Raw genomic sequence first — 14,551 nt, 5'->3', positions numbered from 1 at the left:
ACATGCATTATTTATTTTTTCAGCCAGTGTGTGACCTGACTATTTTATGACTTAAAGATATTTTAAGATATGATAGTACAATTTTTTCCGTTCATTTATTTAAATGGGAGAAGGAAGGTTGTACTTTCCTTCCCTCTCTTTTTTTGTTTTATTTATCTGTTCTCATTTTTCACAGTTCGTCACCGGAAAATTTCATACCCCTAGAGTCTTTGCAAGACCTGAAAGGTTAAAATTACTATTATTAGTTTGCTCCATTAACAGCAGTTAATGTTGTAAATCCTAATAAAGTTGCTCCAGTAGCTGTATCACTGCCAGTTAAATCAACTTTCGCAGCTGCACCTTTATCTACAGAAGTAATTGTTAATTTACTACCAGATTTAGCTACAGTATACTTACCATTAAGTGTTCCAACCGCATTGATATCTGCTTGAAGTGCTGTAACTACAGCATCAATATTTGTCTTAGCATCATAAGTTGCACCCAATAGTTTAACATTTGTTAATGTAACATCTGTTCCATTAAGTGTAATCTTAGTAGCTGTATCAAATGCAACACTTGAACCAAGATCAGCATCTGCAGTTTTAACAGCTGGTGTTGATGCTAAAACAACAGTTATATTAAATGTTGCAGTTTTTCCATTAACTGTTACAGTTATTGTCTTAGTTCCAGCACTTGTAGTATCAAATCCTGTTATAGTATCTGGTGTTACCGCTTTTGTACTAGCATCACTGTAAGTTCCAGTTACTACTAGGCCAGTTGTATCCATTGCTGCATCACCAACAGTATAAGTTGTTTTAGTTGGTGGAGTTGTAATTGCTATACTACTTAATGTTGCAGGTGCAACTTTTGCTGTAACTACATAAGTTTTAGTATTATCTAATCCTGTAAGTGCTCCAGTTGCATCTGTTGTCATATCTGTTGCTGCTGCTCCATCTACTGATACACTATAAACTGTTGTTGCAGTTAAGCCTGTTATTGTTTTATCTCCTGCTACTGCTCCAGCAACTGATCCTGCTCCTAATGTAACTTTTGTTGGTGCTACAACTTTTGCTGTAACTAAATAAATTTTATTATTATCTAATCCTGTTAACGCTCCAGTTGCATCAGTTGTCATATCTGTTGCTGCTGCTCCATTTACTGATACACTGTAAGCTGTTGATGCAGTTAAACCTGTTATTGTCTTATCTCCTGCTGTTCCTAATGATCCTGTTCCTAATGTAACTTTTGTTGCTGCATCTGCTGCAGTTGGAAGAACAAATTGTACAGCATGAGTTGTATCATATGCTGTTCCAAGAGCACTCTTTAATGACTTAGCAACAACTAATGTATGGCTAGCTGAATCATTAATAGTGCCATCAGGTAATGTTATAAGGATTGTATTATCCTTTATTCCATCAATGTCTGTTGTTCCAACAGGAGCTCCAACATCACTTATCAATGTTATGCTTGATCCTTTTGGTAATAAATTACCATCTAGTGTATAGTTAGATACGTCAGCTGCATTCTGAACATTTCCAATAATTGAAACTGGTTCAGTGAATGTAACCTTTATTGTATCTTTGTCAGTACCATTAAGCTTAACTTCGAATTTACTGTTATTTACACCTGGATTTACATAGAAATCTTCAGCCATAATTGAAGTAAATGTAAATGTCTTAGTTAATGTTGCTGCTGTATTTCCAACATCATCACTGATTGACTTAACTACCACTGTCCAATCTTTTTGGAAAGTTCCATCATTAACTAAAGATTGGATTGTCTTTCCGTTAACTTGGTTTGGTACTACTTTGAATATTGTATCTCCAGAACTTTCTAATTCATTAGGTGTTGTAACTCCTTCAACAGTATCATAAGGTACTACAGTACCATCAACTGTAACAGTGTTTCCACTTGCATCTTTTCCTAAGAATTGAACTGTAGTTGCTTGTAATGCAGATTGTTTTTGAGCTACAGTGTTATCTCCATCTGCTGAATTTACAGCACCTGCATTATTAAGTACTCCAACTTTTACAGGTTTGCTCATTATAACATCATATGCATTTTCTGTTTTATCATGTGCTGCAACTATATTATTTATAACTGGACTTGTTACATCAGGTGTAGATATAGCAGTTCCTGTAATTGGAGCATCAATTGCAGCTCCGCTCTTCTTACCATTTGCAGGATTTACCAATGCATTAGTTTCAAAATGTAAAGCATATTGTCCATTGTAGTAGTTCTTATTTGTAAGTGTTGTATTATAAATACTTGTCCAGTCTGCTTTAAGCTGAACAACATATTCAGAGTTTGAAACTTTTTTAATATCAAGTATATTTGCTCCTGTAGGATCCGCACCAACAGGGTTTACAAGATTTCCATTTGTGCTATCTATTGGTACATTAGAGAATACATCATACTTACTTGTTGTAGTATTATAAGCATATAATGCCATAACAGGATCTGATGCAAGATCACAAGTAAATTTAACTCTAAATTGTTCTGGTGATTCAGCTACTACTGATGCAACTGCTGGTACAACATCATTTCCTTGTACTGTAAAGTTAAGTGTTTGAGTTGTAGAAATATTCTTTTGATCAGTAAGTCCAGCAAAATCTTCTATTGCTGATAACTGAACTGAATGGTTTCCAGCAGTGAAGAACACTTGATCTTTATCTTTATGATCCTTACCATCAAATGAATCAGCTGCTTTTACATCACCCTTATAAGTTCCAAAGTTTAAACTTAATACATTACGTGTATCAGTAAATTTATTTTGGTCAAAATCACCTGTAGTTATAAATCCAACTGCAGGAGCATTGAATTTATCTTTATTAGCAAAATCTATTTTGCCTGCATCAATAGCAATTTGTGATTTATCTGGAGCTACTATTGGTTCAGATAATACAACATTTACTCCTGCTAATCCTTGTGCTGCAACACTTGTTGGTTCAGCTGGTCTTGGATCAGTTAATATAAATGATTGATTAGAATTAACTACATTGACTGTATCTGTAAAGTTTACATCAACTTCAGTATTATCAGTTAAAGTTGATTTTTTCTGTAATATAACAACCATAGATTTATCATCGCCTGCAACTGGTTGGAAACCTCTTATCAAACGTTGATCTCCATTAGGTTGCTTAATTACAACTTGGTATGGACAATTAGTAGTAACTGCATTTCCATCCTTATCTGTAACAAAAGTTCCATCAGGCCTTTGTTGTACAAAATCCTTAACGGCTACAGTTCTATTGAAATGTAATGTTACTCTATCAGCTATATCTGATTGTGCGCCAGTAAGTATAGCTTTAGTTAAATCATTTGGTCCTTGTGCTGAAAGAGTTATGTTAGTGGTTCCAAATACTTTACCTATTAAAGCTTTGTAATCATTTGAAGCTTCATTTATTTGTGCATCTATTTTAGCAGTTACATCTGAAGTTTTTGTTTCTGATATAAATGTTACATCAGCTTCACCATTTTGTACTGTTACTCTGCTGTTAGCTAAGTTACCAGCACTTGTGCTAAACTGTATAACCATACCGTCAACATTTGCTGCTGCAGCTCCAGTTGCTTTATCGATAAGTTTTGCTCTTAATGTAGTAGTATGTCCAGCATCTGCAATTACAGTTGTATCATCAGCAGTTACTGATAATGAATATGCATCGTTAACTGATAATGATGTAAATGTTCCTGTTAAATCAGGTTGAGCTGTTCCTGCTACTTTTAAACCTGTTGCTTTTACAGTATAAGCTGTAGACCAATCAGCTCCAGTTATATCTAAATCTACTTTAGTTCTATCTGCGCTTAATGTAGCACCAGTAACTGTAACACCTGCTATGCTGAAGTTATCTTTAGTTGCAGCATCTACAGCTGTATTAAATGTAATTTCTACCTTAGTCTTAGTAATAGCACTTACAGAACTAACACTTAAGTTTGTTGTTTGATTATACTTTACTATTGTCTTTCCTGTTAAATCTAATAATTTTGCTACATCTGATTCAGTATAAGCATTCATATCAAAAGCACTAGTTGCTTTTGAATATGCTAATTTCACATCATTAGCTGATACAATTCCTTTTTTTACGTCATCATAATATCCAGATACAGTACCAGCTGCCTTATAATCATTATAAAGTTTTGCTTTTGTTGCATCTACACCATCCATAGCATATGATGCTTTTAAAGCAGTATAATCAAATTGAGTTAATGTGCCTTGTCCATTATCAACTAATACGTCAGTAACTTTTGCACTAGCTGTTCCACCGACACATGCAGCAATTGCTGAAGCTATTGCAGCGGTTGAAAGAACTCTATATAATTTTTTATTGTTCATATTAAAACCCTCCATATTTACAATTATTAGTAAGTATTCTCAATATCAAATGTTTGAGAATCATCATTGTTTCCTACATCTGTGACAACTATCTTTCCAGTTGAATCTACAGATACTTCTTTTACTGGGGCAACCATATCTAGGCTTTTAGCATTACTACTGCTTGTATAAGCATCCATTGAAAAATCTCCCGATTGTGTTATATAAGCTAACTTTATGTCCTTTGTTGCGACATAAAAGTTATTTACATCATCATAATAAGCAAGTGGACCTTCACTGGTAAGCTTACTAGTGTAATCAGTATATAAGGCTTTATCCAATGCATATGCTACCTTTAAGCTGTTATAATCGTATCTATATAAAACACCAGTAGAATCTTTCACTAAAACATATTTAACTTTAGCTTGTACTTGAGAAGTAGTGGTAAATGCTATTCCAAATGTACACACTAGAGTACAAAACATAGTTACTAATTTTTTATTCATTAGAAGTCACCCTTTTTTATTAATCTAAATAGGACATTAAGTCCTATTTAGATTTATAAATTTTTATTATTTTACTGCACTAAAAGTTATTTTAGCATCAGCTTGAGCTTGAGTTACATCATCAGTTACATCTATTGAATAAATTCCTGCATCAAGTCTTGTAAGTTTTGTTCCGTTGTAGAAAATATCATATTTTCCATCATCAGAAGCATTAGTCAATACAACATTTATCATTGTTTTCTTTCCAGTATCAAGTGATGCTTTTACTGATGTTGTATGTGCTACTGCAGTTGTTACTGGAGTTATTGCTTTAGATGTTATTTTAGCATCAGCTTGAGCTTGAGTTACATCATCAGTTACATCTATTGAATAAACTCCTGCATCAAGTCTTGTAAGTTTTGTTCCGTTATAGAAAATATCATATTTTCCATCATCAGAAGCATTAGCTAAAGTAACAATTACCATTGTTTTCTTTCCAGTATCAAGTGATGGTTTTACTGTTGTTGTATGTGCTACTACATCTCCTGATGGAGTTGGAGTAGGAGTTGATGATGCTGTAAGAAGCTTATTAAGATCTATAGTAGAACTTACAGTCGCTGTTCTGTTGTCACTCTTATCTTTATCTGATGGTTTGTATTGAGCATAGTGTCCGTCTCCATCAGCTACTGATTTTATAACAACATTAGCATTGATTAATTTAACGCTAACATCTGTTCCACTAGTAAATGAGTTTAAGTCACTTTCTGAAACATCACTGTTAACTTTGAATAAGAATACTAAGTTATTATTTACAACTTTTACACCAGCTGGCTTAACTGTTTTTCCGCTAACAGTAAATGCGAAATCATCAGGTACAACGCCACTGTTATCATATAATTTTGAATCAAATGTAACAACTACTGCTGCTTCTTTAACACCATTTACCATTTGAGGTGTAGTAGCATACCAATAATCTTTAGTAGTCTTTGGTGCTACTGAGTTATCATATACGCCTGCAACAGATTCTTTAGCTATCTTGTTACCTGCAATATCTCTTGTAACTGGAGTATCAGTTACAACTTCAAATTTTGCAGTATCTGGAGCATAGTATTTTAATACATCAACCTTCTTAGGCTTATCATTAGCAGCCTTTGAAGTTGGGTTAAGTGCATATCCTGGTAAAGCTGTATATGAGCTTACACTTGTTGCTATTGAATCTTTTCCAAATCTTAATACTAAATCTGATTTGTCAATTGATAAAGAATCTGGAGTTTCTCCAGCAACCTTAAAGTCATTCTTATCTGTATTATTTGAATCTATACTTCCGTCATATTGAACTTTAACTAGTATATCATCTCCATCATATACCATTCTATAGCAGTTATCTTTTAATTTTATAGTTCCGTTTGCTGCTACAATTGCTCCTTTGTTCTTGAATGAATCTATTTTGTTACCTGCTTCATCCTTAACACCATCTGCAATTATTCCTGTTACGTCATTATCATCATCTTTAGTTGAATCATTCATTGCATAATTAGTTGGGAATTTGATTGTTACTGATTTATTATCATCACTGTGTGTTATATCTGCAGACGATGGTAAATCTTTTGAATCTCCGCTCTTATTGCTGTATTTAAAGTTATCTCTTGTAAATGTAGAAACATCCATTGCTTCACTGAAGTATACAACTACTTTTTGTTTCCAATCTGAATCTGTTGAAGTTTGTGATTTAGCATATACAGCTGTTACCTTAGGTGCTACATCATCAGTACCAGTTAATTGAGTATCCCATGGATCCATCATGTTTTTATTACTTGTAGTATCAGCTAAGTTCTTAATTGTTAAGCTGTATTTAGAACCAGTTAATCTCCAATCAGTTGTACTATCTGTGCTTCCACCTTTTTCTGCTGGGTTTTTATACATTTTTATATCCCATGTTTTGCTATCATCCCAGCTTCCATCAGATTTTTTAACACCAGTTGAAGGTTTGATTTCCTTAATATGTGAAGTAATATCTAAACCTGTTGAATCTTTTAAAACATAGTTGTTTGAGTGTATTGCATAAGTAGCATCTATGTCTTTGCTAAATCTTAAACGTATAGTTTCACTATCTTCGATCTTAGCATCTAAAACTGTAGGCTTAGTTTCATCCTTTTCCTTTGTAAAGTTAACTCTTGTATCATCATCAACTGCGTTGCCATAAGCATCTCTTACGCTGTCATCTATAAATATATTGTTTGCACCTGTATTAATTTTGCTGCTTATTCCAGTAATTTTTACAGTGTTATCATTTTCTTTTAATTTTAATGTAGCTCCTAAATTCTGTAAAGTATCTGAAGAGTTATTTAATACATAATTTGATGCATTTAAAGCTGTCTTCTTATCCATTTCTCTTCCAAACTTAACCCAAAGTGTTCCATCTGGATCGCATTTTGCAGTAATGTCTTTAACTGTTAGAACTCCATCTTTTGTATCTACATTGAAGTCCTGTGTTTCTTCTTTTACTGAGAATCCACCTGCATCGGTAAGAACACCATCTGTATCTCCTTCTAGGACTTTAAGTGTGTTGCTTCCTGCTGGAAGTTTAGTATCAAAATAGAATTCTGCTTTACGTGCCCATGTATGAACACCATCTGTACTCTTTATTGAATCCTTAATTTCACTTAATGGTGTAGTTGTGTTTGGTATATTTGATGTATCTAAACCAAAGCTTGTTATATTTTGATCTTTTATTCTAAATTTACTTGCTAAAGTTGAAATAGTCTTCATATCAAGTGGAGCTGTAAATTCAACTGTTAATTTATTCTGTCCTGAAGCCTTTACAGATTTTAATGTAGGTGCTTTAGTATCTGTGAAAGTTACTGGCTTATCAAGAGATGGTATAGTGTTTGTTCCATCAGCTGTTATTACACCTTTTTTAACTGTAACTTCATACTCTTTAGATTGTTTTTTAGCATCAGCTAGTGTAATGAAAACAGTTCTATTGTCATCTTCAAGAACAGCTTTTGCTGTCTTATCAGTTAATTGTTCTCCATCAACTTTGTAGTTTGAAACTTCTTCTGCTGAATCTTCATCAACATCAGTACCAAATACAATTTTGATTCCATTTAAGCCTACTGGGTCTATTGATTCAACATCTCCAACTGGACTAGGAGGAGTATCTCCAATAGCTTTATTAATTTGTTCTTCAACATTAGCTGAAACAACACCTGTTCCACCTATAACATTCATATCAGTTTTGTCTTTAGTTGCATTAGCTTTGATGTATTTTATAGCATTAGTTGTTCCTTCTGATCCATCAGTATCAACTAATATTAATGGTGAACCTGTTTTTCCAGCTACTGCTGAAGCAACTAGAGCATCTGCATATCCATCACCTGTCGCATTAGCAACGTACATTTTGTCCAATTTAACTGTATCTTTGTATGCAGTTAAAACTTTCATGTTAGTATCAAATCTATCTGATCCACCGTTTACTCTATTAGTAGCATTAACTTTGTTGTAAATGCTGCTGTTTATAACATTTTCAGTTCCAATTACAGTAACTTTTGATTTGTTATTGTTAACGAAATCTATAACTGGTTGCATATAGTCAGCATTATTCATTCCTAATAAAAGAATTTGTCCTTTAGCTGCTGCTATTGGAGCTACTGATAATGCATCTGAGAATCCTTCTCCACCAACCATCATAACTTCGTCAGCTTTAACACCTAAGTCAACTAATTTTTGAGCAACTTTTGCATTAGTTTCATATCTGTTTACTCCGCCTAATTCTATAAGGTTATAATTATTTTTCTTTAATAGGTCTCTTACTCCACTTGAAATTGAACCATTTCCGCCTACTACATATATATTCTTAGGTTTTAATTGATTCAATGCAGTTTGAGTATCAGAATTCAATTGATCTCTTGATGTTAAAAGTATTGGTGCATTTAATTTTTTAGCTAATGCTGAAGCACTTACTGCATCTGCATATCCTTCACCTGATACTAATACAACATCAGGACTAGTTGTCCAGTTTGTTGTAGCAACTGAAGCTGCTGTTGCATATCTGTCAACACCACTTGTTCTTGTTACCTTTCCTGGTGCAGCTTGAACTGGGCCAGCTGATAACGCTGTTGTCAATACTAAAGACATAAGTGTAGCACTTGCAAGTGCTTTTGTACTTTTTTTACTCATATTGTAATACCCTCCTCGATTTAAGTGAATTTTAATTAAAATTCTTTTAATATATATATATATTTTTATAATATATACTTTTTTAAAGCTTCAATTTTCTCAAATTATATTGAAAACATTGATAGCATTTTAAAACAGAAACTATTATACCATATTAATCCTGTATATTCCAGTATTTTTGGTTAATTTAATCACTTATTCATCTTATATTATGTACTAGTTATGTTTTCCAAAGTTCATTCTCCATTATATCATATATTTTCTTTCATTTCTACATAATGCATACTCTTTAAGTTTTATGATTATAGAGAAAAAATTTTATTTTATAGGAAAATTAACTATGGTTTAATTATACATTAGTTTTTTAAATTTTTCTACAGTTTTAATGTTGGCAAATAAATGTATTTTAAATGTAATTATTTAGCTTTTTTTTACATTGAGATACCTTAATTTCAAATGGTATAAAATTGTAACGTCCCGCTAATGATGATATATTCATAGAACATAATATTAGACGTAACTACAATAAAAAGTGTTTCAAATTTTTCTACTTTTTTTAATAAATAACTTTAACTATGTTTAGCACTACATTTTTTAGTAATGTATTGAACTGTTAACATGCCTTAGTACATATTCTACATAAAGCCCCAATTTCCTTCTTTATGTGTAAAAAAAACTGCAAAGCAGTTTTTTTACACAAATTTAAGTTGAAAAATCCTATTTAATCAATTTCTATTATTTTAAGAGCATCTCCACTAGATAATGCTGATTGAATTTCTTGTGAAACTGAAGCTGTTCCTCCTATTATCATAAGTTTTGAACTGTCAGCTGCATTTAAGTTTATATAAGCTTGAGCTGCTTGCGCCTGACTTACACTTGCACCTACACCAGTAAGTACTAATGGTGAACCAGTTTTTGCTGCTGCTGCTGAAGCAACTAGAGCATCTGCAAATTGATCATCAGTTGCACCACCTGCTGCTATATAAACTGTGCTGAAATCCAATCCGCCATTATTTTTAAAGTAATCTAAAACAGCTAAGTTTGTAGCAAATCTATCAGCTGCATTACTAGTTATTTTTTTACCTGATACTGTATCTACTACTGATTGAGGCAATACCCCTTCTCCGCCTACAGCAAGAATACTTAAGCTGTTAGAAGTTATTACATCTTTAACTGTAGAATATATCATTTGGGAAGTACCAAATAATACTGGATATCCTTTTTGCGCTGCAATTGAAGCTACAGATAATGCATCTGCATATCCATCTTGTCCATTAACAAGAACTGCTGATTTTTGTCCACTTAAGCTTAAAACTTTTTTTGCAACCTCTGCATTAGTTCCCATTCTTGTTGTATCTTTAACCCCAGCTATACGCTCTACTGTATATTTACTTTTTAACGTATTTTCTATAGAAGTTGACACTACACCTTTTCCACCTACTATATATATGTTAGAAGCTCCAAGATTCTGTATAGTTGCAGCTACTTCTGATTCCAAAGTATCTCCTCCTGCTGTTAAAAGTATAGGAGCACCTAAAAGCTTTGCAAGTGGTGTAGCACTTACTGCATCTGCATAACCATATCCATTTACCAATATTACGTTTTTGGCTTTACCAAATAAGTCTACAGCAACTTTATTTGCTGTACCTATTCTTCCACCTGAGCCTCCATCTGTTCTACTTACTGTAGCAGCCTGTACACTTCCTGCACTTAAAGTTATCGATAAAACTAGTGCTGTAAGCATGGAACTTAAAAACTTCTTTCTTCTAATCATTAAATCATTCCTCCTACTGTTAATGATAATCGTACATTGCTTCATAAAATTTATACTTAATTTTAATTATATAATAACATACATAAATTTTACAGGTATTTTACTAATTTTTATAAACAAAGTTTAAATTATACCAATATTTATTTTCTATAATAATGCTTTTCATAAATAATTACGCAAATAAAGTTATATATGGAGGGGTAGCTTCATTTAAAATTTATAGAATGTAAAAAACAGCATATTAAAAGGCCTATAATAAAATAGACACTATTGCTATTTTGAAATAGACCTTTTAATATGATATTTTAAACAAAGCATATTTTTATTTTGCAGTTAATACTCTATCTTTTAAATCATCTGTACATGGACTAAATACTGCATAATCTCCATTATCATCCTCTTTGCCTCTTATACTGATGCTTGAACTTATAGGGTTTGCTCTAACATGAATTTTATCTCCAGTTTTTATTGTTCCATTATTAAAATTATAAATAACTTTGCTTCCATCAATTGTTATTGAAAGAGCTTTCATTGTTTCTCCTGTTGTTTCATTTGTAAATATAAAGTCATCATAATAAGAACTTCTAGCATCATCATCAATATCTTGGTTAAAGGCTATAGTTACACAAGGATTCATTGCTCTAGTGCTATTGCTTTCTGCAATCCATGAATCAGGACGAGTTATTGGTGGAATTAATACTTTATCTGAACCTGATTGTAGTCTACGTCCAGCTGCATCATAAGAATTATTTCCATAAACATTAATTGTAGTACTGCTTCCTGCACTTTTTATAGTATTAATTTTATCATTATTTTTAATTCCAGACCTAAATGTGAGAATTATATCTTTACCTGATTTAGTACATCTATCTGGAGTTTGACCATCTACTCTAAAGTCGTTTCCATTAATTATATCTAAAGTATCTGTTAATGAAAATTTAACTACTATGTCGTCATTTTCGAAAGTTAACTTTGCAGTATTGTCTATAAGTTTTGGTCCATCATTGTAATTTGTTTCTATATTACTGCTATAAGTACTTGTCAGCGACTTACCATTTTTATCTCTAACATCTGAAACAGATATTTTCTTTACATAGTTTGAATAGTTTGAATCTCCTATTACATAACTTGATGGGAATTCAATAACTACACTCTTGTCATCTGCACTTGCAGTAAGGGTAGTACTAGCTGGTAAATTTCGTCCTTCTCCAGTACCATCCATAAAACGATAATTTGAAGGATTAGTAATTGAATTTTCATCCATACTTTTATTGAAAAATACAACTACTTGATTATCAGTATTTGCATTTTTTATTATTGAGTCCACAGTTACTCCTTCAGTACTTATTCCATCAATCTGTCCTATATACGTCTCCATTACATTTGGTACTGGACTAGTATCCATAACATTTCTTACTGTTAGTGTATATTCAGAATCATTTAAATTATATTCATCTTTAACCTTAATACTGTAAAGTCTATTAGAATTTCCATCACTATCACTTAATGCTGTTATATAGTCAATTTTGTAGCTTATATCTGCGCCATCTGAATCAACTAATTTATAGTTTGATTTATTTGTTGCATTACTATTATTAACATCCTTATTAAATTTAACACGAATAGTTCTACTATCTATTAAACTAGAACTTACAATCTTTGGTTTTAAATTATCATTTTCAACATTAAAAGCTACCTCTTGTTCATTAACTGAATTTCCATAGGTATCTTGAACGTCATCAGTTACCATAAGACGGTTTTGTCCATCTTTGAACATGTAACTTAACCCCTTTATTTTAACAACCTTGTCATCTGTATCAGCATCAAAACATATGTCTGATGTACTAACTCCAACAGTGCTGCCATTTATTTTATAATTACTATATTCAAGAGCTGTTCGCTCATCCATAGTTCTATCAAAAGTTATATACATAAGCCCTGAATTATCAGCAGATACATTTGTAACTTTAGGAGTTCCAGTTTCTGTATTAACATCAAAAGTCAAGCTTGATCCTTTTAAAGGAAAACCTCCTGCTGCATAAAATGATTTGGTATCATCCCCATTTGGAACTGTAAGTGTATTTTCTCCTATTGGAAGTGGTGAATCAAAATACAATTCTACAGTATCTGACCAGTCATTAGATTCTCCTGGAAACTTAGTTACAGATTTATTCAATGAATAATTCAATAAGCTTTGTCTATTAATTTTTATAGAAGCTAAATTATCCGAAGTCATTTTTAAAGGCTTAGAAAACTTAACTATTAATTTATTTCCCCCACGTGCCTTTACTGATTCAAGTGCAGGTAGCCCATCAACTGAAAAAGTAATATCTTTTTCATACTTATCTATACTTTTATTGGTTTTATCCTCCAATATAGCATTTTTAACTGTAAAACTTACAGTTTTTGAAGGATTAAATTGGTTTGAAAATGTAATTGCTACTGTCCTCTTATCATCTTCAAGATAAGCTTCACAATCTGTGTCTGAAATTGTTCCCAAATCTCCACCATCAATCTGATAATTTCTTATATTTTCTGCTGTATCCTTATCAACTTCTGTATTAAACACAACTTTTACTTGATTTAATCCATTTGCAGTTACTGATTTTACAGTAGGACTACTACTTAGAGGAATTGCTGAATTTATTTTTGAAATAACATTATCAGAAATAACTCCTGTCTCAGCTATAGCATTTACATCAGTTTTGTCAACTGCTTTATTTCTAATATAACTAATTGCATTGCTTGTAGCTGTAGAGTTGTCTGCATCTACTAACACTAAAGGCGCAGCCCATTTTCCTGCTAGTGATGAAGCTATTAAAGCATCTGCATATCTGTCTTCACTTGCATTAGCAATATATAATTTACTATTTTTCAAATCATCTTTATATTCATTTAATACATTTAAGTTAGTTTCAAATCTGTCAGCACCACCATTTATTCTTTTAATAGCACCTAAAGTTTTATAAGTGCTATCTGTTATAGTATTTTGGGTTCCAACAACAGTAACCTTTGAATTATTTGTTTTCACAAAATCAAGCACTGGTTTAATAAATTTGTTATCATTAATTCCTAATAAAAGTATCTGTCCTTTAGCTGATGCTACAGGAGTAACAGATAATACATCCGAAAATCCTTCTCCACCAACCAACATGACATTGCTAGGGGATACTCCTAATTTAACTAATTGATTTGCTACAGCAACATTAGTTTCATATCTATCTTTTCCACCTAATTCTATTAAATTATAATTAGAATTTTTAAGTCCATCTCTTACAGTTTGTGATACCGATGCCGTTCCACCTATAACATATATATTCTGTGGTTTCAATGTATCCAATGCAGTTTTTGCATAAGAATTAAGTGACCCAGTTGTAGTTAGAAGTATTGGCGCATCCAATTGTTTTGCCAACACTGATCCACTTACTGCATCTGCATATCCTTCACCACATACTAATACCACATTTTTAGAACTAGTCCAATTTGTAGTAGCTACTTTGGCTGCAGTTTCATATATGCTTGTTCCCCCAACAGTTGTAACTTGTCCCTCCGCAGCCTTAACTGGTGATGTTGATAAAGCTGCCGCTAAAATCAAGGACATAATCGTTGCTCTACTCAAGGCTTTTGTACAATTTACCTTCATCTTGTTATCCCTCCTGATATTCCTTAATAATCTATGATAAGAATATTATACTATAAATACTAAATTATAAATACTAATAAAATTGATATTTTACATGTTATGTTCATTTTCAAACAATAAAAAAGCTTACTATAAGTCATTTTACACTATTTAGGATTAAATTGGAACTGTTATGAAAG

General features: G+C 32.2%; 5 protein-coding genes. All 5 read right to left on the bottom strand.

Features of this window, described 5'->3' with window-relative positions:
• Positions 1-241: 241 nt before the first annotated feature.
• On the bottom strand, positions 242-4,312 hold the full coding sequence (locus Q6H37_RS01830; RefSeq protein ID WP_318738904.1) for a beta strand repeat-containing protein: 4,071 nt from the start codon (positions 4,310-4,312) through the stop codon (positions 242-244).
• Positions 4,313-4,338: 26 nt separating this feature from the next.
• Positions 4,339-4,797, bottom strand: coding sequence for a hypothetical protein (locus Q6H37_RS01825; protein ID WP_318738903.1), 459 nt, complete (start codon positions 4,795-4,797; stop codon positions 4,339-4,341).
• A gap of 66 nt (positions 4,798-4,863) precedes the next feature.
• Complete coding sequence (locus Q6H37_RS01820) at positions 4,864-8,955, bottom strand: cell wall-binding repeat-containing protein (protein WP_318738902.1); 4,092 nt, start codon at positions 8,953-8,955, stop codon at positions 4,864-4,866.
• Between the two features lie 721 nt (positions 8,956-9,676).
• Entirely contained in the window at positions 9,677-10,729 is a 1,053-nt protein-coding gene (locus tag Q6H37_RS01815) for a cell wall-binding repeat-containing protein (protein ID WP_318738901.1), read from the bottom strand.
• 322 nt (positions 10,730-11,051) lie between these two features.
• Positions 11,052-14,372 carry a cell wall-binding repeat-containing protein gene (locus tag Q6H37_RS01810; protein ID WP_318738900.1) on the bottom strand — a complete coding sequence of 1,107 codons (3,321 nt, stop codon included), beginning with the start codon at positions 14,370-14,372 and terminating at the stop codon, positions 11,052-11,054.
• Positions 14,373-14,551: the final 179 nt, after the last annotated feature.

This window comes from Clostridium sp. JS66 (genome assembly GCF_033561535.1).
Classification (GTDB): Bacteria; Bacillota; Clostridia; order Clostridiales; family Clostridiaceae; genus Clostridium_AM; species Clostridium_AM carboxidivorans.
This window is presented reverse-complemented; position numbering and strand designations above follow the sequence as displayed.

Excerpts from the sequence above, each read along its gene's own strand:
- Q6H37_RS01825 (WP_318738903.1), bottom strand. The coding sequence starts at position 4,797 with ATGAATAAAAAATTAGTAACTATGTTTTGTACTCTAGTGTGTACATTT.
- Q6H37_RS01810 (WP_318738900.1), bottom strand. The coding sequence starts at position 14,372 with ATGAAGGTAAATTGTACAAAAGCCTTGAGTAGAGCAACGATTATGTCC.
- Q6H37_RS01820 (WP_318738902.1), bottom strand. The coding sequence starts at position 8,955 with ATGAGTAAAAAAAGTACAAAAGCACTTGCAAGTGCTACACTTATGTCT.
- Q6H37_RS01815 (WP_318738901.1), bottom strand. The coding sequence starts at position 10,729 with ATGATTAGAAGAAAGAAGTTTTTAAGTTCCATGCTTACAGCACTAGTT.
- Q6H37_RS01830 (WP_318738904.1), bottom strand. The coding sequence starts at position 4,312 with ATGAACAATAAAAAATTATATAGAGTTCTTTCAACCGCTGCAATAGCT.